This window comes from Desulfolutivibrio sulfodismutans DSM 3696, assembly GCF_013376455.1.
In the GTDB taxonomy this organism is placed as follows: domain Bacteria; phylum Desulfobacterota; class Desulfovibrionia; order Desulfovibrionales; family Desulfovibrionaceae; genus Desulfolutivibrio; species Desulfolutivibrio sulfodismutans.
Genome location: NZ_CP045504.1, coordinates 1,865,125 through 1,886,266, shown reverse-complemented (window position 1 = coordinate 1,886,266; position 21,142 = coordinate 1,865,125). Strand labels below are relative to the sequence as shown.

The 21,142-nt window shown below is 56.7% G+C and carries 22 protein-coding genes and 1 tRNA gene; 6 read left to right on the top strand and 17 right to left on the bottom strand.

Going from position 1 to position 21,142, the window contains the following annotated elements; all coding sequences use genetic code 11:
* Positions 1 to 25: 25 nt before the first annotated feature.
* The 12 genes from GD606_RS08955 to GD606_RS08900 form a co-directional block, all read right to left on the bottom strand.
* Entirely contained in the window at positions 26 to 490 is a 465-nt protein-coding gene (locus tag GD606_RS08955; protein ID WP_163301251.1) for a HepT-like ribonuclease domain-containing protein, read from the bottom strand.
* Positions 487 to 780 carry a nucleotidyltransferase domain-containing protein gene (locus tag GD606_RS08950; RefSeq protein ID WP_163301252.1) on the bottom strand — a complete coding sequence of 98 codons (294 nt, stop codon included), beginning with the start codon at positions 778 to 780 and terminating at the stop codon, positions 487 to 489. The genes GD606_RS08955 and GD606_RS08950 overlap by 4 nt, the downstream gene beginning before the upstream one ends.
* Before the next feature lie 42 nt (positions 781 to 822).
* A complete protein-coding gene (gene pheS, locus GD606_RS08945) occupies positions 823 to 1,869 on the bottom strand; it encodes a phenylalanine--tRNA ligase subunit alpha (RefSeq protein ID WP_163301253.1) in 1,047 nt (348 codons plus the stop codon).
* 2 nt (positions 1,870 to 1,871) lie between these two features.
* Positions 1,872 to 2,225 carry a 50S ribosomal protein L20 gene (gene rplT, locus GD606_RS08940; RefSeq protein WP_163301254.1) on the bottom strand — a complete coding sequence of 118 codons (354 nt, stop codon included), beginning with the start codon at positions 2,223 to 2,225 and terminating at the stop codon, positions 1,872 to 1,874.
* A gap of 282 nt (positions 2,226 to 2,507) precedes the next feature.
* Positions 2,508 to 2,705 carry a 50S ribosomal protein L35 gene (rpmI, locus tag GD606_RS08935; protein ID WP_163301255.1) on the bottom strand — a complete coding sequence of 66 codons (198 nt, stop codon included), beginning with the start codon at positions 2,703 to 2,705 and terminating at the stop codon, positions 2,508 to 2,510.
* Between the two features lie 60 nt (positions 2,706 to 2,765).
* Positions 2,766 to 3,290 (bottom strand): translation initiation factor IF-3, encoded by a 525-nt coding sequence (gene infC, locus GD606_RS08930; protein WP_163301273.1) that lies wholly within the window; start codon positions 3,288 to 3,290, stop codon positions 2,766 to 2,768.
* A complete protein-coding gene (thrS, locus tag GD606_RS08925) occupies positions 3,271 to 5,214 on the bottom strand; it encodes a threonine--tRNA ligase (RefSeq protein WP_163301256.1) in 1,944 nt (647 codons plus the stop codon). Before thrS ends, infC begins: the two co-directional genes overlap by 20 nt.
* A gap of 94 nt (positions 5,215 to 5,308) precedes the next feature.
* Positions 5,309 to 5,383 (bottom strand) — tRNA-Val (locus GD606_RS08920).
* 556 nt (positions 5,384 to 5,939) lie between these two features.
* Positions 5,940 to 8,312, bottom strand: coding sequence for a hypothetical protein (locus GD606_RS08915; RefSeq protein WP_163301257.1), 2,373 nt, complete (start codon positions 8,310 to 8,312; stop codon positions 5,940 to 5,942).
* Between the two features lie 8 nt (positions 8,313 to 8,320).
* A complete protein-coding gene (locus tag GD606_RS08910) occupies positions 8,321 to 8,857 on the bottom strand; it encodes a hypothetical protein (protein ID WP_163301258.1) in 537 nt (178 codons plus the stop codon).
* Positions 8,858 to 9,149: 292 nt separating this feature from the next.
* Entirely contained in the window at positions 9,150 to 10,256 is a 1,107-nt protein-coding gene (locus tag GD606_RS08905; RefSeq protein ID WP_163301259.1) for a linear amide C-N hydrolase, read from the bottom strand.
* 23 nt (positions 10,257 to 10,279) lie between these two features.
* Entirely contained in the window at positions 10,280 to 10,525 is a 246-nt protein-coding gene (locus GD606_RS08900; RefSeq protein ID WP_211922106.1) for an ArsR family transcriptional regulator, read from the bottom strand.
* Positions 10,526 to 10,763: 238 nt separating this feature from the next.
* On the opposite strand from GD606_RS08900, the gene GD606_RS08895 reads away from it, so the two are divergent.
* The 5 genes from GD606_RS08895 to GD606_RS08875 all read left to right on the top strand — a co-directional run bounded on the left by GD606_RS08895 (position 10,764) and on the right by GD606_RS08875 (position 15,825).
* Positions 10,764 to 11,021: a type II toxin-antitoxin system HicA family toxin gene (locus GD606_RS08895; RefSeq protein ID WP_163301260.1), complete on the top strand. Its 258-nt coding sequence runs from the start codon at positions 10,764 to 10,766 to the stop codon at positions 11,019 to 11,021.
* Positions 11,018 to 11,362, top strand: a complete 345-nt coding sequence (locus GD606_RS08890) for a type II toxin-antitoxin system HicB family antitoxin (protein ID WP_163301261.1) — start codon at positions 11,018 to 11,020, stop codon at positions 11,360 to 11,362. The genes GD606_RS08895 and GD606_RS08890 overlap by 4 nt, the downstream gene beginning before the upstream one ends.
* A 147-nt stretch (positions 11,363 to 11,509) precedes the next feature.
* Entirely contained in the window at positions 11,510 to 12,340 is an 831-nt protein-coding gene (locus GD606_RS08885; RefSeq protein ID WP_163301262.1) for a cyclase family protein, read from the top strand.
* 341 nt (positions 12,341 to 12,681) lie between these two features.
* Complete coding sequence (locus GD606_RS08880) at positions 12,682 to 13,524, top strand: alpha/beta fold hydrolase (protein WP_163301263.1); 843 nt, start codon at positions 12,682 to 12,684, stop codon at positions 13,522 to 13,524.
* A gap of 270 nt (positions 13,525 to 13,794) precedes the next feature.
* Entirely contained in the window at positions 13,795 to 15,825 is a 2,031-nt protein-coding gene (locus GD606_RS08875) for a TIGR03768 family metallophosphoesterase (RefSeq protein ID WP_211922107.1), read from the top strand.
* Between the two features lie 173 nt (positions 15,826 to 15,998).
* Here the strand turns inward: GD606_RS08875 and GD606_RS08870 are convergent, their stop codons facing one another.
* A complete protein-coding gene (locus GD606_RS08870; RefSeq protein WP_163301264.1) occupies positions 15,999 to 16,316 on the bottom strand; it encodes an ArsR family transcriptional regulator in 318 nt (105 codons plus the stop codon).
* 182 nt (positions 16,317 to 16,498) lie between these two features.
* Here GD606_RS08870 and GD606_RS08865 point away from each other — a divergent pair, with 182 nt between their 5' ends.
* Positions 16,499 to 16,780 carry a hypothetical protein gene (locus tag GD606_RS08865; RefSeq protein WP_163301265.1) on the top strand — a complete coding sequence of 94 codons (282 nt, stop codon included), beginning with the start codon at positions 16,499 to 16,501 and terminating at the stop codon, positions 16,778 to 16,780.
* Here GD606_RS08865 and GD606_RS08860 read toward each other — a convergent pair.
* The 4 genes from GD606_RS08860 to phnX form a co-directional block, all read right to left on the bottom strand.
* On the bottom strand, positions 16,773 to 17,642 hold the full coding sequence (locus GD606_RS08860) for an EamA family transporter (RefSeq protein WP_163301266.1): 870 nt from the start codon (positions 17,640 to 17,642) through the stop codon (positions 16,773 to 16,775). The two genes, GD606_RS08865 and GD606_RS08860, sit on opposite strands and share 8 nt — an antisense overlap.
* A gap of 82 nt (positions 17,643 to 17,724) precedes the next feature.
* Positions 17,725 to 18,840, bottom strand: coding sequence for a 2-aminoethylphosphonate--pyruvate transaminase (gene phnW, locus GD606_RS08855; RefSeq protein WP_163301267.1), 1,116 nt, complete (start codon positions 18,838 to 18,840; stop codon positions 17,725 to 17,727).
* 4 nt (positions 18,841 to 18,844) lie between these two features.
* A complete protein-coding gene (gene pbfA, locus GD606_RS08850; RefSeq protein WP_163301268.1) occupies positions 18,845 to 20,218 on the bottom strand; it encodes a (R)-1-hydroxy-2-aminoethylphosphonate ammonia-lyase in 1,374 nt (457 codons plus the stop codon).
* 5 nt (positions 20,219 to 20,223) lie between these two features.
* A complete protein-coding gene (phnX, locus tag GD606_RS08845; protein ID WP_163301269.1) occupies positions 20,224 to 21,051 on the bottom strand; it encodes a phosphonoacetaldehyde hydrolase in 828 nt (275 codons plus the stop codon).
* Positions 21,052 to 21,142: the final 91 nt, after the last annotated feature.

The following is a 21,142-nucleotide window of genomic DNA, read 5'->3' as shown; positions in this document are numbered from 1 at the left end:
GGGACAGGCCGAAGGGCCGGAAGTCTTAGGGCCTGTTCCTGTCGGACGAATATTTTGCGCAGTATATGCGGGCTCTGTCCGTGAGGGCCAACAGTTCCGGCGTCAGGGACACAACGTCGGCAAACAGGTCTTCCAGGGAGTTTTGGCTGTATTCGTGGGCGATCTCGTTGCGGATGTCCTTCATGTCGCGCAGGCGCTCCACGGAATCGAGCAGCCCCCGCTTGTGCGCCCGGTTGATCACATCCAGCATCGTCCCGCCGTCTTCCATCTCCATGGCGTCCACGGCCCGGTAGACCTTGTGGATCAGGATGTCCACGGTCCTGGCGAACCGGCTGGTCAGGGTCTCGAAGGCGTCGAACTGTTCTGCGGAATACGGCCTTGCCCCGCCGATGTCCCGGCATTGTCCGAAAGAGCGGGCAAGCCATCCGGACGCCGCATCAAGAGCCTCCAGGCATCGGTGCAGATTGTCCAGTCGGTCCCGCGCCGTCATGTCAGCCTCACGGCGTTTTGCCGGGCCAGCCGGATAAAGGGCTCGGCCGCGTGGCCGGGGGCCTTGGCGGTGACGATGTCCAGCTTCTGCTCCCCTATGCGGTCCAAAATGGCCCGGCGGATGGCCCGGCGCACCGTGCGGTCCATGCGCCCGGAATAAATGAGCAGGTCGATGTCCCCACCCCTTTTGGCGTCGTCCACCCGCGACCCGAACAGGTAGACCTCTGCCGCCGGATCAAAGGAGGCCACCACGCTGACTATGGCTTGTTTTTCCTCGTCGGAAAGGCGCATGGGCCACCGCCGTATTCCCCGGGACGCCGCCGGGATTCGACGTTACGCGAACTGGCGCAAAAACCGGATATCGTTTTCGAAGAACATGCGCAGGTCGCCGATGCCGTACTTGAGCATGGCCACCCGCTCCACGCCCATGCCGAAGGCGAAGCCGGTATAGAGCTCGGGATCATAGCCGACACTGGCGAACACGTTGGGGTCGACCATGCCGCAGCCAAGGATCTCCACCCAGCCCGTGCCCTTGCACACCCGGCAGGCGCCCTCTCCGGCCACGCCCGTGCCGCCGCACAGGACGCAGGAGATGTCCACCTCGGCGCTGGGCTCGGTGAAGGGGAAAAAGCTCGGCCGGAAACGCACCTTGGTCCCGGGTCCGAAGATGGCGCGCACGAAATGGGTCAGGGTGCCGCGCAGGTCGGCCATGGACACGTCGTGGTCCACGTACAGCCCCTCGATCTGATGGAACATGGGGGTGTGCGTGAGATCCGAGTCCCGGCGGTAGACCTTGCCCGGGGCCACCACGGCCACGGGGGGCTTTTTGGACAGCATGGTGCGCACCTGCAGCGGCGAGGTGTGGGTGCGCAGGACGATGGAGTCGGAGATGTACAGGGTGTCCTGCATGTCCCGGGCGGGATGCTCCGGGGGCATGTTCAGGGCCTCGAAGTTGTAATAGTCGGTCTCGATCTCGGGACCGGACACGATGTCGTAGCCCAGCCGCTCGAAGACGCGGCAGATGTCGGCAGTCACGAGGTTCACGGGATGGCGGCTCCCGGCGAAGGGCGTCCGGCCGGGCAGGGAGGGGTCGAAGGCCGCCAGCCTAGCCGCGCTCTCGGCCCGGGACAGCTCGGCCAGTCGTGCGTCATGGCGCTCGGTGAGCGTCTGCTTGGCGCGGTTGGCGGCCTGCCCGGCCTCGCGGCGCTCCTCGGCGGAAAGCGACGGCAAAAGGGCCATGGCCTGGGCCAGACGCCCTTTGCGGCCGAGATAGGCCACCCGGGCATCTTCCAGGGCCTCGAACGTCGAAGCCTGGTCGAGGAGCGACACGCACTCCCCGACCAGGCTTTCCAGTTCGGAAAGAAGGGTCGGCGCCGACACGCCTAGACCGCCTGGGCTTTGGCCAGCTCCACCAGTTTGCCGAAGCTGTCCTTTTCACGCACGGCCAGATCGGCCAGAACCTTGCGGTCCAGTTCCACACCGGCCAGGGCCAGTCCGCGGATGAACACGCTGTAGGACATGCCGTGTTCCCGGGCGGCGGCGTTGATGCGCATGATCCACAGCTTGCGGAACTCGCGCTTTTTGGTCTTGCGGTCGCGGTAGGCGTAGGCCAGGGAGCGTTCGACGGTTTCCCGTGCGGTTTCGTACAGCTTGCTGCGCGCGCCGACGTAGCCCTTGGCCAACTTCAAATATTTTTTATGCCGCTTATGGGCGGCCTGCCCTCTTTTTACTCTCATGGCTTCATCTCCTTGGACGGACGGCGCACACGCCATCCGTAAGTGGTGTCAAAGCGCGGGGCGGCTGACCGCACCGAAACGTCTCACGCGCTTTTTTTGTGGCGAGGGTCTTTGGGGGAGCACCCGGGACCACTCGATGGACTTTTGACCTCGGCGCGCCAGGCGCGCCTTCCAGCCTTGTCTTACCAGCCTTGCCTCCCCGCGTTTCCTGCGGGGCCATGACCTGGACCGCACCCATTCCCCATGGCGCTCACCCGGGGTAGACGCGGGCCAATGCCGACGCTAGGCGTAGGGCAGAAGCTTTTTGACGGCCTTGATGTTGGCCGAATCGACCAGGGTTCCCTGGCCCAGGCGGCGGGTGCGCTTGGCGTTTTTCTTGGTCAGAATGTGACGCAGATTCTGACGGCGCCGTTTGAACTTGCCGCTTCCGGTCACGCTGAAACGCTTGGCGGCGCTTCTATTGGTCTTCATCTTGGGCATTTGCGGACTCCTTTATGGATTCCCGGGCCATGCAGGCGACCGGGGGATCACTTCTGGGGATCACTTCTTTGGTTGCGGGGCCAGAAGCATGGTCATGGTACGGCCCTCGGACTTGGGCTCCTGCTCCGTTTTGGCCAGTTCGCCCAGATCGACCACGATCCGGTTCAAAATGGTCAGCCCCCGGTCCTTGTGCACAATCTCGCGGCCTCGGAAAAACACGGTGACCTTGCAGCGGTCTCCGGCCTCGAGAAACCGCCGGATATGCTTGAGCTTGGTCAGATAGTCATGTTCATCCGTCTTCGGGCGGACCTTGATTTCCTTGAGCTGGATGACAGTCTGCTTTTTCCGGGCTTCCTGCTGCTTTTTTTGCTGCTGATACTTGAATTTCCCGAAATCCATGATGCGGCAGACCGGAGGTTCGGCGCCAGACGCCACCTCGACCAGATCAAGCCCCTTTTCCTGGGCGATGCGTAGGGCCTCGGAAGTGGGAATGATGCCCAATTGTTGACCGTCATCCGCAATGACCCGCACTTCGCGGGCGCGAATCCTGTGGTTGCACCGGGGTTCACTGGGAGCAGAATTTATAGCTCATACCTCCACGCTTAAACGGTTCCTGGCAGTCGGCCAGAATCAAAAGAACCACCTCGTCGAGTGGTTTGAGCCCCAGGTTTTCCCCGGAGCGCAGCCGGACGTTGACCCCGCCGAGTTCCTTTTCCTTGTCCCCAATCACCAGCATGTAGGGAATCTTTTCCATCTGGGCCTCGCGTACCTTGAAGCCCAGCTTTTCGTTGCGATCATCCAGTTCGACCCGGATGCCGGCCTCGCGCAGCCGGTCCATGACCTGGCGTGCGAATTCGTCCTGGGCCTCGGTGACCGTCAGCACCCGGGCCTGCACCGGCGTCAGCCACGTGGGCAACGCCCCGGCCGTGTGCTCGATCAGAACGCCCAGAAAACGCTCCACCGCGCCAAGAATCACCCGATGCAGCATCACCGGCCGCTTCCGGGTTCCATCCGAGTCCGTGTAAACCAGATCAAAGCGTTCCGGCAAGGTGAAATCGCACTGGATGGTGGCGCATTGCCACCGGCGCTCTAAGGCATCCTTGAGCTTGATGTCAATCTTGGGGCCGTAAAACGCCCCGTCGCCGACGTTGATCTCGTACGGCAGCCCGAGCGCGTCCAGGGCCTCGGTCAGGGCCGTGGTGGCCCGGTCCCAGTCCTCGTCGCTGCCGATGGATTTCTCCGGCCTCGTGGACAGCTCCACCTCGAAATCGAATCCGAAAAGGCCCACCACGTCCTGCACGAAGCGCACGACGCCGGTGATCTCCTCCAAAAGCTGGTCCGGACGGCACAGGATGTGGGCGTCGTCCTGGGTGAACTGGCGCACCCGCAACAGCCCGTGCAGCACGCCCGATTTCTCGTGGCGGTGCACCACCCCCAGCTCGAAGTAGCGCAGCGGCAGATCGCGGTAGCTGCGCACCTTTGATTTGTAGATGAGCATGTGGGCCAGGCAGTTCATAGGCTTCACGCCGTAGACCTGCTCGTCGATGGCCGTAAAATACATGTTCTCGCGGTAATTTTCGTAGTGCCCGGAACGCTCCCACAGCTCGCGCTTCAAAATCTGCGGGCCGCGCACAATGTGGTAGCCGCGCCGCAGGTGCTCCCGGCGCTCGAAATCCTCCAAAATGGTGCGGATCAGCTCGCCTTTGGGATGCCAGATGGCCATGCCCGGCCCGGCCTCGTCGGAGAAGCTGAACAGGTCGAGCTGGGTTCCGATGCGCCGATGGTCGCGCTTTTTGGCCTCCTCCAGATGGTGGAGGTAGGTCTTGAGGTCTTTTTCCGAGGCGAACGCCGTGCCGTAGATGCGTTGCAGCATGGGCCGCTTTTCGTCGCCGCGCCAGTAGGCCCCGGCCACGGACAAAAGCTTGAAGGCCTTGAGGTGTCCCGAGGACGGGATGTGCGGGCCGCGGCACAGGTCGGTGAACGCGCCGTTGCTATATAAGGACACGGTGTCGCCCTTGGCGATCTCGTCTAGAATCTCGATCTTGTAGTCCTCGCCCGCATCGGCAAAAAAGGCCCGGGCCTCGTCGCGGGGCAGCTCGCGGCGGGAAAACGGGATGTCGGCGGCCACGGCGCGGCGCATCTCGGCCTCGATGGCCTCCAGGTCTTCCGGGGTGAACGGGCGCTCGAAGGCGAAATCGTAGTAGAAGCCGTTCTCGATGGCCGGGCCGATGGTGACCTTGACCGAGGGGAAGAGCTTTTTCACGGCCTCGGCCATGATGTGGGCGGCGGAGTGGCGGATGACCTCCAGGCCCTCGGGGGCGTCGGCGGACACGGGTTCGAGCTCGCGACAGTCGGCAGGGATGGGGGTGGTCAGATCGATAAGGGTCTGGCCGCACCGGCATAGGAGGGTGTTTTTGACACGCTTTCCGGAAAGGGCCTTGGCCAGGACCTGGCCACAGGCTTCGCCCTGTCCGGCTTCCACTGTTTTGTCCTCGACACGGACCTGCACGGCGCCATCTCCCCAGGGCGGTTGGAACCCGCCCGCGCGTCATCTGCGACGCTCAATACAAAGAAGGGGAGGCCAGGGCCTCCCCGGGATTACATGGTAGGACCGAGGAGATTTGAACTCCTGACTTCTTGCGTGTCAAGCAAGCGCTCTCCCCCTGAGCTACGGTCCTAAGGGCCAAACGGGAATGGGTTACTTGCCCCAAACCAGTGGGGAAGTCAAGATTGGCCCGGGGGTAAAGAGGAAATTTTTTGAGGGAGGGCGTTGGCGAAGTTGGCGCGGGGGAGGACCGGCCGGATGCCGGGCAGTATTTTCTCTGGAGACCTCTTCCCCTTCGAGGAATCCGAAGCGGACAAGGATATAGATGCAGCCTAATCGCTACCCCGCCGGGGATGGCGGTGTCAGTTGAATACTATCACTGTACAGAGGGAGATTTACCATTCTAACGATTATGAAGGCATGATCGTATTAGGCTCATGAGTGGAAATTGTAACGAATATGTCCTGTTACAGACAAATGAACTCATCAATAACAATTTTAAGTAATTACTTACATAGTCAACATCATAAAAGCATATCTAGAAAACAATCTGTTTCTCAAGAAAAATATGTAATTAAAATTGTTGAAACGTATATTTTTACATCAGAAAGAAATAACTTATAAAATAAGTCAATCTACAGTTGATATAAATAAAAAATATAAATTAAACTACAAAGGCACATTAACTATTATTTTAAACTTTGAAGCTGAATAAAAACATCATCAAAAAGTGATGAGACAGACTTGTCAGACACACTCTCCTGAAACAAATTCAATTTATCAATTTTGTCAACGACTCTTTTATAAAAGTTGCATGAAACATTTTTTTTGTCAGCCAACATAGATCTAAATACACTTAAAAATTTATCCCTTAAAACAGGAAATATTTCCCATTCAGAAAAAGGTATCTCAGACTTTTGCAATTCATAAAATTCATTCTCCTGGCACTCTATGCTTTTTACCATCAAAAGAAAAACGACAACCGATCCGAGCAACCGAGATCTGTTTGTAAACTTGGTATTCTCAGTGTACTCAAACAGAGGCGTCAATTTATCAGCATAAACAGACGGTATAAGTATGTCGTTTAAAACTATCCTCGTATAGCTTAATTCGCCAATAAGTTGCGACAAAGCGTTCTCGCCAATAACCGATATGTGGAATTTGTACTTCAAAACGCGTTTCAAATCCTCTTCAACAGGAGATGCTTTGATCATATTATAAACAAGAAGTTCATTCAGATCAAATTTCAACTGCGCTGCATTATAGCCGAAGTGTGTACTTAAATACTCTAGTGGCTTCGTATCATGCTCAAAAATAAATTTTTTTGAGTACTGTAAAAGACGTATTTTTGCCAGCAAGTGATATATTTGACACCGATGAGTCGTATTTGCACCATGAAACAAACTCTTTATATAGGGGTGTTTAAAACTTTGCTGCGGACACGCTTGCAACTCTCCGTCTATTTCATCGTAAAAAAAAGGATGTTTATAAATCCCATTTGAGGCAAGAAGTGTTTTAATGACCGCATGGTGCTTACTAAGTATTTCGTTTAGTTTTTCAGCGCTCAACCTTCTCGAATCAGTTTCTTCAGAGTCTTGATTTTTTAAAATTTCAACAACTTCCTCAGGGCTAATATTCAATTGCTGCAGAACATCTAAAAAACATTTGTGAAGTTGATTTAAAGATTTTAGCAAAAGCCTGAAATTTGTACCAACAAGTTTTTCAAGAGCTAGATAGGCAGAGTCTATGGTAACATCATTTCTATGGTAGTATTTTTTTCTATCAAAAAGACAACCACGCCTGACATAATACATAAAAACTTTATAATAATAGTTGATATTTTCATCATCAACCCAAAAAAAAGTTGAAACACGGCTAACATTTCTCAGGTTTCGTATTTTCGCAATTTTTTCTTTAGAACGATTATGCGCATAAAATAGCCATTCAAAACAATCCGTTAAATAATTAAGCCTATTCTCAATAACACCCTTAAGATTAGGGGGTAAGATTTTATAAACTCGTGGCTGCCCACGCATATCAGATTCTTGTATTATTTCATTAGCCGACAGCGATTTCAGAAAAAGAAAATGTGAAAGGTTTCTCATCGCTGCAATCATAACACACTTAATACCCTCATCATAAAATATTTCTTTAAACTGCTTAATTTTATCAACAAAATCACTGTCTGTTCGCAGATTGTCCAGTGCATCAAAAACATAAATAAAAGCATATTTTCTACTGATGTATTTAACTAATTTTAGCTGTAAATTCTTATGCAGTTCTGAGGAAGAATTTTGTGGGCGAGAATTGTCCGACAAAAAAGAAGTTATGGCACTTTTTGCAACATCTTCTCCGTAAAGCACTGAGATCGACTTAAGTGCCTCTGTAGCAAAATCACCACCGATTTTTTCTTTATAGAATCTTTTAATAATATACGAAGTATGGGCAATCAATGCATCTTTAACCTCTTGATTAGAATAAGCGTCTTTTGTCAAATCCAGTCGAACCCAAATAATTTCTAATTCATCAAGCTTATCGTAATACATTGAAAATATATAATTAAAAAAAGTAGTTTTCCCAGACCCGACATCTCCAGTAAATATAAAACGAGTCTGTCTTAAATTATAAATATTGTTGTTTAGTTCTTTTGCTTGAAGCGCCTTGTCACACAAAAAATAAAAAAAATCTTCAACCTGCTTTGGTGTTAAATTAATGGGGACATTTAGTTCGTCATTGTTATCATAGTCATAATCAATAAATCGATTCAAATCATCCGCTACAGCAGGGAAAGTATAAATGGTACGAAAAAGGGCTTTTTTACCCGTGCCGGCCTCCTGAATACTCATGCAATAATTAAATATCTTATTAAGCATTGTGTTGTCAGGAGACAAACTCAATGTTTGAGAATTATCATCAGCCTTGATTAAGTCTGAACCTTGAAGCGAACCAGGTCTAACTCTGGAAAGACTGACAGAATGATAGTCAATCGGATTTTTGAAATCATAACTATCAAGAACTTTACGGTAACAATCAACCAGTCCATTGATCAAATTTTTGTGCATAAATACCTCTACACACCTGGATACTTATTTTTATAAAATTCTTCTGAGCGTTTGTAGCTAGAAATTTTATCAAGTTCTTCAGCGAGGGTTACAACTTGTTTTGCCAACTCCAAATATAGTAAATATTGTTGAATCGACTTCAGGTCGACGACATTCGCGTGCTCCTTGAGCACTCGCTTTAATTTTAAAATACCGCGCCCTGATGGCAAAGATATATCCTCATCAAGGAGAAACATTATATCACGCTCTAGCATATGTATATACATCACTAGCTCATCACGCTTATCTTTCATCTGAGAAATTTTAAGAGTTTCCTTAACACTCATAATCTCATCATTATACAATCGAATATTGACAAGGAGAAGTAAAAAACTAGCTAAAGCGATGACGCTTCCAATAACACCACTAATATAACTTCCGAACTCGCCCCATGTAGAACTTTTCATTGAAAATTCCGTGCCCACAAAAAGACGATAAAAATAAATCGCTAGAAATATATAGATTCCCATTGCAAGGGATATAAACCAAAAATGCTTTGTTTTCATTTTTTTCTATATTCTATTAAGCTTGTATATCTAGTAATTTTTGCGCCACGGTCAGTATCTGTCAATAAATAGTTATATCCAAAATTAATTGATATCAATTTTCGCCTATTAAACTAGAATTTTGACCTATTTAAATATTCCTGAAAACAATCTTGTTAAATTTCCTTCAACACGATCTTCCCCTCTTCCACCACCGATAACCGGAACGCATCCCCATCACTGAGCCGTAATTTTTCAGGAGAGCCGCACTCAGGTGCAACCCAGTCTTCTGGAACTTCGAAACTCCGTCCACTCATCCGCCAGCCGGAACCGGCTCAAACCGATTCGTGACATCGCCCGCGAGATCATTCCGGCCAGGATCGAGAACACGCCGGGGGCTACCAGCTGCAAAATCCACCTTGTCGAGGTGTACCCACAGGGCATTCAGGCTGCGGGTCATGTGAAAGAAGAAGGTGCGATTTTTCAAGTCAGAGACTGCCGTCCACCAAGTGGGGTATGTCGGTGATCCCGGCAACGAATGGTACACCGCACCAAACGGCACGGAAACATTGCGGATGACGCTGGATAAAAACGCGACGGCTTCCGTGCGGTCTTTGGGTTCGGGCAGGGTTTTGAGAAATGTCGCGGCCCGGACAAAACGATCAAGGGATTCAACGCCGCCGGGAAGTTCTTCACGCACGCCGCCGAAGCCCGCATATCGCGAGAGATTTTCCTGCTGGTCAGGATATGGCGGATCGTTGGTCAGCACCGTATGTTCCCGTCCGTGGTGGATTTCCATCCTGCCGTCGAGAAACTCGATAATCGCTGAATCTCCCGTGGCGTCATCGAGAGCCATATGTTGCGGGTACACCGTTTCGCCAACGAGCGGAACGACCTGGATGGTTTGCAGCGCGGCGACGGCATCCTTCACCGTGCTGAAATTGTCCAGGACGTATCGCAGCAGGCGGGCAGGGTGAACGCGCGGCTTCCCCGTGTCGCGTTTTTCGTAGGCCGTGGCCTCCAACGCGAGAAGATGCGCGGCAAGCCCCTTTTCGTTCATGCCTTCCGAACTCCCATCCGCCAGGGGGTCGAGATTCCTGGCGGCGTTTGAGCCGCTGTCGAGACTCTTCAGGAAGGCCAAGCTGAACGCATAAGGAACAACCGTGATGCTCCCATACCTGGAGATCCAGGTCGCCGGGCTCTCTCCCGGCCACCCTTGCATGTGAATGCCTCGGGGGTTCAAAACGAGCCTGTCGCCAAATGGTGCACTCCAATCCATCGACCTGGCAACGAGAACAGCCTGCGTGTTCGTATTCCACAATATCCGTGAACAGGCAGCGCCAAGGTCAGCGAACATCAAGGGGATAATCAAGAGCCCGGCGACGCTGATCGGCACGGATGTTTTCGTCATTTTGAGCATGCGCCAAGCCTCCCCCCATATCCTTACCGCTTCTGCCCCAACACCATCTTCCCCTCATCCGTCACCCAAACCCGAAAAACATCCTTTTCGCTGAAGCGGCCCGTTCTCAACAGGGCCGCACTCAGGTGCAGCCCGGTCTTTATAATGTTTGGCGAACCACTCACGGCCCGGCCTTCCATGCCATTGATTGTGTAAAACTGCTCCTCCAACTGGATCAACCGCGCCAGAGAGGATTTCACCATCGGCTTTGTGACCCCGAAAGCATCCATGATCCGCCGGGCGGCTTTCCCCTCGGCTCGGCCGACGGCCGAGGATATTTCGGATACTATGGAGAGCGTCCACCCTGGTCAATATCGCGGAAGCGAATCCGGCGTTTCTTTTTGGATTCCGGTCTGCGCCCCAGGCGCAGCCCATCTTTGCTACCGCTGAAACCCTGATTACGGCCCGCCATCCATCCACACGATCTTGAAAACTTGACTTCGCATCATAGAATGATATCATAAAAACATGAATAGTCGGCTTCGCAGGACACTTGAAGCCATCCTCGCCAAGCCCGAGCGGGGCGATATCGCATGGTCCGCCGTGGAGGCGCTTTTACTCGCGCTTGGCTGCCGAAAACTTGAAGGCGACGGGTCGCGCGTCCGCTTCGTCTCGGCGGACGGGGCCATCCTGCGCATTCACCGGCCGCACCCCAGGCCGGTTCTGGACAAGGGCGCGGTCAAGTCCGTGCGCCGATTCCTGTGCGAAATGGAGATCGAACAATGAACGCGTTTCAGTACAAAGGCTATCTTGGGACGTTTGAATTCGAGTCTGGCGACGACGCCTTTCATGGGGAAATTTCCGGAATACGCGACGTGATTCACTTCACCGGCCGTTCCGTTGACGAGTTGCGCCTAGCCTTTCAGGAGGCGGTGGACGATTATCTGGCCACCTGTGCGGAGATCGGCAAGCCCCCCGAAAAACCCTATTCCGGCCGCTTCATGGTCCGGGTTTCGCCTGAAATTCACCGTCTGGCGGAATCCGCCGCCAAAGTGACGGGAAAAAGCCTGAACGCCTTTGCCGCCGAGACCCTGGAACGGGCCGCGAGGGAGGCGATCAAGGCGTAATATGGCGCATGTGACGTATGTTTGCTGTCGAGTATCCGTGTCGTCCCTATCGCCATCGCCAAGCTTTCTTTTCTCACCGTACTCCGCTACGCACGGACATCCCTGACGCATCGCCGTCTTGTCCCTCGCCATACGGAGGCGCTTCCCATGTCCGCAAAAACGCTCCTTCTCCCCCTGGCAATCTGCCTTGCCCTGGCCTCGGCGACCGCCTGCCCGGCGGCGGACGGCCTGACCCTGGCCGACGCCTGGACAGTCATCGCTAGCAAACGTTTCGTGGACCTGACGCATGCCTTCGCGCCGGGGATTCCGCATTGGCCGGGCTTTCCCGACGAGACGCGCCAGACGGTCTATGGGTATGAACCGGGCCAGGGGACCAAGGGCAGCGGGTTTTATGCCCAGCTTTTCACGCATGTGGGGCAGTGGGGCACCCATGTCGACCCCCCGGCGCATTTCGTGCAAGGGCTTCGCACCGTGGATCAGATCGACGTCAAGGAGATGCTCCTGCCGCTGGTGGTCCTGGACGTGCATGAGGCGGCGGCCAAAAACCCCGACTACACCGTGACCATGGACGACGTCCGGGCCTGGGAGACGCGCCACGGCCAGATCCCCCGGGGGGCGTTCGTGGCCCTGCGCACGGACTGGTCCGCACGCTGGCCGGACATGGCCGCCATGCAGAACAAGGACGCGGGCGGCATCTCCCACACGCCCGGCTGGAGCCTGGAGGTGCTGCGGTATCTCTATGAGGAGCGCGGCGTCACGGCGTCGGGCCACGAGACGACGGACACGGACCCGGGCGCGGCGACATCGCGCAATGACTATTCCCTGGAGGCCTACATTCTGGGCCGCAATCGCTATCAGATCGAGCTTTTGGCGCACCTGGACGAGGTTCCGGAATCCGGCGCGCTGGTCGTGGCGACGTTTCCCAAGCCGAAGGAGGGGTCGGGATTCCCGGCCCGGGTGTTCGCCATCCTGCCGTGAAGCCTGTCGCCGGGTTGCCCAATTCGCTGACGTGAAGAACGAGGCTTCTCATCGCACAGATTTTGGGGGCGGTAGAGGCCGGTCCTGGGGAAGGGCCGGGGCGGGGAAACGACAACTCCCGACTCATCCATGGACGCCGCCGTTCGACATCTTGAAGGCCAAGAAAATCAGCGCCGAAAAGTGACGCCCTTGTCAACGCCCTTGCACATGCGTGTAATCTATTGTTACGTGGCCAGAGAACGTGAGCAGGAAAGTCACCACTCTTCACGCGCCAGGATTTCCCAATGAGGCGGACCAGGATTTCCCAGAATATCAATTGCCTCTTCAGGAATGAGGATAATATGCTCCATCGTTTCAGACTCACAGGAGTCACCCTCTGCGTTTCGTGTCTGCTGATGATACTTTTGGGGATCAGCACTTCTTTCTCTTGGGCCAAGGACATCGTCCCCGTGGGTGAAAAGGTAGCGGTAGATGCCAAAGGCCACGACATTTACCAGATAAACGCCAACGGGATCAAAATCGGGTACAAGTTGGTCGGTTCCGGTGAACCACTGCTGTTGCTTACCGGGCTTGGCGGCACGATGGAGAGCTGGGTCCCTGAATTAATCGAAGAGGCGTCGAAAAAGTATCAATTGATCGTCATGGACAACCGGGGAATGGGGTATTCTACGGATAATGGCCAACAATTCACGTATCGTCTTTTCGCTCAAGACGTTATTGGCTTGTTGGATGCACTTGGAGTCCAAAAAACAAACGTGCTTGGGTATTCTCAATCGAGCGTGACCACACAAAATTTGCTTCTTTACTTTCCTGATCGCATCAACAAGGCTATCATCCACGCCACTTCAACAGATGGAAAAGCCGTTGCCGATGTTTTCAAGCACATAGCTTTGCCTGATAATCCTACGATAAAAAAACAAATTCAGGCTGCCATGGGCTGGAAGACCCCTTTGAAAAAGATGGCGCAGATCAAGAATCAGGTCATGTTGCTGGTAGGAACGGCGGATACTGTCGTGGGCACCAAGAGCTCAAAGATTTTGGCGAGTCTTATCCCTGGCGCCTGGTTGGTTCAGTTCAAAGGTGGAACGCACCATTTGCAATTTGAAGCGCCAGCCGCCTTCACCCGGATCGTCTTGACCTTCTTGGCTATGGACGAAACGGTTCCTGCCAAGCAAAATCCATAGAGTAGGGAAAGAGTGACTGGTGTGGGAAAAGGCGACAACCGAAGAGGCCCCCACCCTCCGAGAACAAATAGAGCCCCACGGTGTGACCCGGGAGGCTGTCTGTTCAATAACCGTTGCTTAGAAAACGTCTCTCGAGTTTAAAATAGTTGCTTGTCATCGCTACGTAAGCAACTTCAATGTCTTTAAATATGATAAGGATAAATGCTTCAGTTCATGTGTGCTGGTCGTTTACGAGTGGCTGCATAAAATGATCGGTCGAAAGAGGAAGTCATGGCAAAAGGGGATTCAAAAAGGCCTGGCGGTATTTTGCCAAGCGACGACTTGAATATGGTCAAGCCCATCACGCGGCGGAAGTTCATGAAATATTCCGTTGGAATGGCCGCAGCTCTCTATCTGGGCAGATCGACTTCAGGCTCATCTGAGGCCTCTGTCAGCGGTCAGGCTCCAACCTACCCGATTGATGCCACTGTCCTTACGACGAAAGACCGGGTGCTGGTTTTCCCCGCCATCTCGCCGGGGCTCACGGCGTCCCAGCTTCCGCAGATATCCCAGTACAGTACGTACGGCTACGGCAACTCTACGTTTGGCCCTGGGCTCGAGAACGTGCAGCGAACCGATATCATGCCGAACGGATACAGCAATGCTTCACCGCAAAGACGACACCAACTCTCAAGTTTCTTTTCCTTCACCGATGTCCATATCACCGACAAGGAATCCCCGAACCAGCTCATCTCTACGCAGCAGGTTGATCCCTTTTGTTTTGCAAATTCTTCAATATATTCTCCTGTTATGATGTGTACGACCCAGGTTCTCGATGCCGCCATCCAAACGATAAACGCGCTTCACAAGACAACGCCGTTCGATTTCGGCATATCCTTGGGAGATGTAAGCAATACTTCGCAACACAACGAGTTGAGATGGTATATTGACGTCATAGACGGCAAGGTCATTACACCCTGTTCCGGCGACCTGCGAGGGAACCTGACCATTGACTACCAAAAGACGTTCCAGGCCGCCGGGCTCGACCCATCCATCCCCTGGTATCAGACTCTTGGCAACCATGATCATTTCTGGATAGGTACCCTCCCGGTCGACGCCGATAGCACCCTCGGCCTTCGGCAATCGTATATCACCGGTAACGTCATGGCTTCCGGATTGTTAGCCCCTGTCGATGCAGGGGCGCTATTCCCATGCATGTACGATGTCTCGGCCAGCCTGAAAGAGCGGTCCGATTACATGGGCGTGCTCGACGGGGCAACCGCTGACGGCGCAATTGTCAAGGCTGGACCCATTGGACAGTACTCTTCGCCTCCGACTGTCACGGCGGACAGTGCTCGCTACGCGGTGACGAAGACCCAATGGATGCAGGAATTTTTTCATACAGCCACAACGCCAATCGGCCACGGCTTCAATCTGGTCGACCCTTCAAAAATTGAAAAGGGTTTTGCCTGTTATAGTTTTGTCCCGAAGTCCGATATACCGCTTAAGATTATCGTGCTGGATGATACCCAGTCGGATACCGACGGCTCCCACGATTTTCACGCACATGGATTCCTTGACGCCGAACGGTGGGGCTGGCTTCAGGATGAGCTTGCTGCTGGCCAGACGGCCAACCAGTTGATGATCATCGCCGCCCACATACCGATCGGTGTTTCCCCCATCGGTTCCGATATGGAATGGTGGGAGTCTGACAAAGACCCGAACGCCACGGAACACAATGCCGTCTCTTTGAACGGGTTAGTGAACGAACTCTGGAACACTCCGAATCTTCTCATGTGGATATCGGGGCATCGCCATTTTAATACAATCAAAGCATTTCCATCACCCAATACCAACACCCCTCAAAATGGCTTTTGGCAAGTCGAAACCTCTTCACTAAGGGATTTTCCCCAACAGTTTCGAACATTCACGATACACCTGAACACAGACTATACCGTGTCCATCGTTGCAACCAACGTCGATCCGGCGGTGGCTGATGGAACGCCAGCCGCAACATCACGTTATTACTCCATTGCAACGGAACAAATACTGCAGAATAACATGACTCCTAATACGCCGAATCTTGCCAACTACAAGGGTATTGCTCTCGAGACAATGGATCCTAGTCGAGCGCAGAACGGCGCTTTGGATCTGACTATCAAATGGCCGCAAGTGACAGGATATGGGCCGTTTCCATCCTTACAAAGCGGCTTGTATGGTTCTCCTGCTCATAAAACAAATTCGTACCCGTCGTGCAATGCAGAACTTTTCAAGCAGTTGAGTCCGACAATGATCGACGTTCTGAAGAAAAGGTTTTCCTAGGGGAGACATGACGGGTTCCCTTGGGTTGCTTCTCTTGACACCCTGGCTGGATAGGGTGGCACGCCGGTAAGGTGCTGGGAGAAGGTCGCCAATGTGAAGGAAATGACCCGCGCCAACCAACTTCCCAGGACGAAGTGGGCCTCTTTTCGCCATATGCACATAAAAGTTGTAGGCTAAACCTTCTCCAACACGATCTTCCCGGCCTCGGGCGACGAAACCCGGAACGCATCCCCTTCGCTGAAACCGTAATTATTCAGCAGGGTCGCCCCCAGGTGCAGGCCGGTCTTTTTGAACTCCGGCGAGCCGCTCGCGGCCCGGCCGTCCATGCCTGCGATCTTGTAGAATTTTTCATCCAGCATCATCAGCCGCGCCACATACGCCTTCAGCATGGGCTTTTTGACGCCGAGGGCGTCCATGATCTGCTGGGCGGATTTTCCTTCGTTGATGAGGGCACGAAGCGTCACGGCGTCGAATTTCGATTCACGGGGCATGGGGTATCTCCTTATTTCTGTATGATATCGGCATGTTCAAGGAAGGCGTCGGGGGCTTTTCCATCAGATTCCCTCATGGAGCGCCCTACGGGGCCGCCTCACGGGCGCTCAGGCGGTCTGTCGCGTATCGGGAGTGCATGGGGTTTCGGGACGATACCACGGGAAAGCCCTGAAAGGAAAGCATGGCCATCCCCATTCGTGCCCATGCTTCATCCGATACATGCGCCATGTATAAGCGGCGTTCGACTGGAGGCGAAGATGCGTCGCATTGGGCAAGAATCATGAAGGATCAGGCGATGTCCCGTCTGGACGTTATCCGGAACAGGCTTGAAAACGCCGCCCGCGAGCACCAGATGCAGGCGCAGAACCGTGCGGCTGATGCGACGTGTTGCGGGATTTCGCCGCAGGACGCACCCGGTTGGAAAGAGATGACGCAACCAGGGCAGGCGTTGCTGGCTAGTTGAGGAGGAGAAGCACCAGCCCGCAAAAAATCACGCCCGTGCCGAAGACCCGGCCCCGGGTGACCCGTTCGCGCAAGAGCCAGGCCCCGGCCAGGGTGGAGAACAGGATTCCCACGTTGCGCCCGGCGGTGATGAGCACCACGTTGCCCATGCCCATGGCGGCCACGATGCACAGATAGGACAGGGGGGTGAGAATCGAGACCAGGATCACGTCGCGACGATTGACGCGCCACTGGGAGAAAAGACCGCGCCAGCCCCGCCGGATCAGGGCCCAGGGCGTCAGAACGGCCGTCAGGAACAGGTAGGATAGAAACAAAAACTCCGTGGCCCCGGGGGCCGGGCGAAGGCTCATGGCCTTGCGGTCCACCAGCGAATACCCGGCCGTGGCCAGGGCCGTGAGCAGGCACAGGAAAAGCCCCGAACGGGACATGCGGCCGAACCCGTTGCGGGTGGTCAGGCCCACGGCCACCGTGCCCGCCACCACAAGCCCCACGGCCGTCGCCTGGAGCGGCCCCACGGCGTCGCCAACGAACCTTCCGGCAAAAAGCATCACCGCCAGGGGGGCCAGGCCCCGGCTGACCGGATAGACCACGGACAGGTCCGCCCGGCCGTAGGCCGCGAAAAGGAGCATCACGTACAGGGCCTGGAACGCTCCGGACACGCCCGCCCACAGCCAGACATCCGCGTCGATATGGCCGGGGGCGAAAAGGCGCACGTAGCCGAAGGGAAGGATGAGGAACGCGCCGCCCAGGACCGTGGTCAGCCAGGCGAAAGACAACCGGTCGTCGCAGGTCTTGACCAGGGTGTTCCACAGAACGTGGAGCACCGCCGAAAGCAGCACCAGGGTAAGGACGACGGCGTTCATGCGTTTTTGGCCCGGGCCTTTCCGGCCGCCCCGCAGAGGCCGGGACGGCCGTATGGATCATGGATGCGCGGCGACGGCGGGGTTACGCCGACCAGTACATGGACTGCCTGACCGCCGCAAGAAGGCGTTCGATGTCGGCGGGATAGACCTCGCCGATGTTGCCGATGCGGAAGGTGTCGGCCGAGGTCACCTTGCCGGGATAAATGACGAATCCCTTGGCCTTGAGCCGCTCGTAGAAGGGCTTGAAGGCGTAGTCGGGGTGGGCGGGATTGAGAAACGAGGTGATGATGGGCGATTGCAGGGAGCGGGGCAACAGCGTGCTGAAGCCAAGGGCCGCCATGCCGTCCGCCAGGGCGGCCTGATTGGCCCTGTAGCGGGCGAAACGGGCCGCAACGCCGCCCTCGGCGGCAAGTTCGTCCATGGCCTGGGCAAAGGCCCGCACCACATGGGTCGGCGAGGTGAAACGCCACTTGCCGCCGCCGCGCTCCATGGCCTGCCACTGGTCGTACAGATCGAGGCTCAAGGACCGGGCCTGTCCGGCGCAGGCCTCCATGACCGCCCGTCTGGCCAGGACAAACCCGAAGCCGGGAACGCCCTGGATGCACTTGTTGGCGCTGGAGATCAGGGCGTCGGCCCCGATGGCGGCCATGTCCATGGGGATGCCGCCGAAACTGCTCATGGCGTCCACGATGTAGATCTTCCCGGCGGCCTTGGCCACCGCGCCGATCTCGGCCACGGGGTTCAGCATGCCGGTGGTGGTCTCGCAGTGGACCACGGCCACATGGGTCACCTCGGGATGTGCGCCCAAAAGCTCGGCCACGCGGGACGGATCGACCGGCGAGGTTTCGCCGAAATCCTCCTCGATGACCGGGATGCGCAGCATCCTGCCGATTTTGGCGATGCGCGCCCCGTAGGCCCCGTTGGCCGGGACGAGCAGCGCGCCGCCTTCGGGTATCAGCGTGCCGATGCAGGATTCCACGCAAAAGGTGCCGCTGCCCTGCATGAGCGTGGCGGTGTAGTCCGGCGTATCGCTGGCCATCTTCGCCAGACGCTCGCGCAGGTCGGTGACGATGGAATTGTAGTCCGCGTCCCAGGTGCACCAGTCGCGCAACATGGCGGCCTTGACGGACTTGGAGGTGGACAGCGGCCCCGGGGTCAGGAGGATATAGGGGTTGTCAGGGTAGCAGGACAGATCCATGGCGTTATTCCTTTGGCGCGCTTGCGAGGTCCAGGGCGGATTCGACGATGTCCAGGGCCCGGTTGAGGTCGGTTTCGGAGATGGTCAGGGGCGGGGTCAGGGTCAGCACGTTGCCGTGGGAGGTCTTGAAGGACAGTCCTCGGGCCAGGCAGTGGTAGAGCGCAGCGTCGGCGGCGTCCGCGGCCTTCTCGCGGGTCGTGCGGTCGCGCACCAGCTCCACGGCCAGGGACAGCCCAAGGCCCCTCGCCTCGCCGATGATCGGGAAGCGGGCGGCCATGTCGCGCAGGCGGGAAAGCGCCGTCTCCCCCAGGGATGCGGCCCGGCCGGGCAGGCCGTCGCGGCGCAGGATGTGCAGCATGGCCAGCCCGGCGGCGCAGGCCGTGGGATTTTTTTCGTGGGTGTAGTGGCCGATGGCCAGATCCCGGCCCACGTCCAGGGCCGGGTCGGCGATGACCGCCGCAAGCGGCATGATGCCGCCGCCCAGGCCTTTGCCGCAGACCAGGATGTCCGGGTCGGCCCCGAAGTGCTCGCAGGCGAACATCTTGCCGGTGCGGCCCAGGCAGGTGGCGGTCTCGTCCAGGATCAGAAGCGCCCCGTGCCGGTCGCAGGCGGCGCGTACCGCTGGCCAGTAGCCTTTGGGCGGGATGTTCACCGTGGTGCAGCGCAGGGGCTCGGCCACCACCGCGCCCACGTCGCCTTCCTTTTCCAGCACGTAGTCCAGGTAGCGGGCGCAGGCCAGATCGCAGCCGTCGCAGCCTGCGGGGTGCAGCACGCAGCGGTAGGGGTCGGGCGGCGGGACGTGCTGCGTGCCGGGCAAAAGGGGGCCGATGCGGCTTCGAAAAAGGGCCTCGCCGCCCACGGAGCAGGCGTCCAGCGAAGCCCCGTGAAAGGCGTCCCACATGGACACGGTCTTGAAGCGGCCCGTGGCCAGCCGGGCGATTTTCAGGGCCATGCCCACGGCCAGGGTTCCGCCCGGGGCGAAGAGCACTTTGCCGAGCCGCCCCGGGGCCAGGGCGACGAGCTCCTCGGCCAGGCGCACGGCCGGTTCGTTGGTGAAGCGGCGCGGACAAAAGGCCATGGCGTCGAGTTGGCCCTTGATGGCGGCCACGATCTCGGGGTGGGCGTGTCCGGCCTGATGCAGGGAGTTGCCGTGGAAATCCAGAAGCTCCCGGCCATCCAGGGTGGTCAGGGTGGAGCCGACGCAGCCGGACAGGGCGTCCAGGCAGGGCGTGGACAGGCTTTGACGCAAAAAGACCTTCTCGTCGCGGGATAAAAGCTCCCGTGCGGACTGGGAAAGGCCCGCGCGCCACGCAGCCCGGCGCGGCGAGGCGTTGCTGTCGCCTTCTCCCGGAGGCGGCGGCGACGGATGGTCGGCCATGGCTATTATTCGCCTCCCGGACGTTCGCCCCTGGCGATGCGGGCCTCGATTCCGGCCACGACGGCCGGGCAGGCGGCCAGGTCCGGGGCCAGGAAATCCGCTCCGGCGGCGGTAAGCCGGGCCTCGATCCCGGCCAGGCGGGCGGCCTTTTCGGCCTGGGGCAGGGCAGCCAGCTCGGCCTCGGTCAGGCCCATCTCGTTGCCGCGAAGGGTCAGGCCGATGGTCCACATGCCCGCGTTTTTCCCCTCGGCCACATCGGACACGGTGTCGCCGATTTTCACCATCTCCCAGAAGGGATAGACGGCCAGATCCAGGGCGGCCTTGTAGCACATAAACGGCGAGGGGCGTCCGGCGGGCACGTCCGAGGAACAGACCATGGTGTCCGGGACGTAGCCCCTGGCGGCGGCCTCCCTGGTCATAATGTCCATCATGGGCCGGGTGTAGCCCGTGGTGGAGCCGACCGGAAGACCCATGGCCCGGAAGGCGGCCACGGCGTCAAGCGCGCCGGGGATGGGATCGGCGTGGGCGGCGATGCAGCCGACCATGAGCGGCTCGGTCAAAAGATACATGGCGTCCACGTCCTTTTCGTCCGGATCGCGGCCGTGGACGTCGCGCCAGACAGCGGCCACCCCGGGGTCGCGGGTCATGGCCCGGACATGGTCTTTTTTCATGAGCCCCATGGGCTTTCGGGCCTGGGCCGTGGTGACCTCCACGCCGTGGCGGGCAAAGACCTCAATGAATACGGCCACGGGGCCGATGCAGCCGTGGTCCACCACGGTGCCCGCCCAGTCGAGAATCACGGCCTTGACGTGCGACAGCTTTGCATCCTGCATCTGTTGTTCCTTTTTCTTGTTGTTGCGCGCAAATTCCCAACCCGCCCGCCCTGGTCCACGCTTTCCCCGGCCCGGGGATTCCAAAATGGGC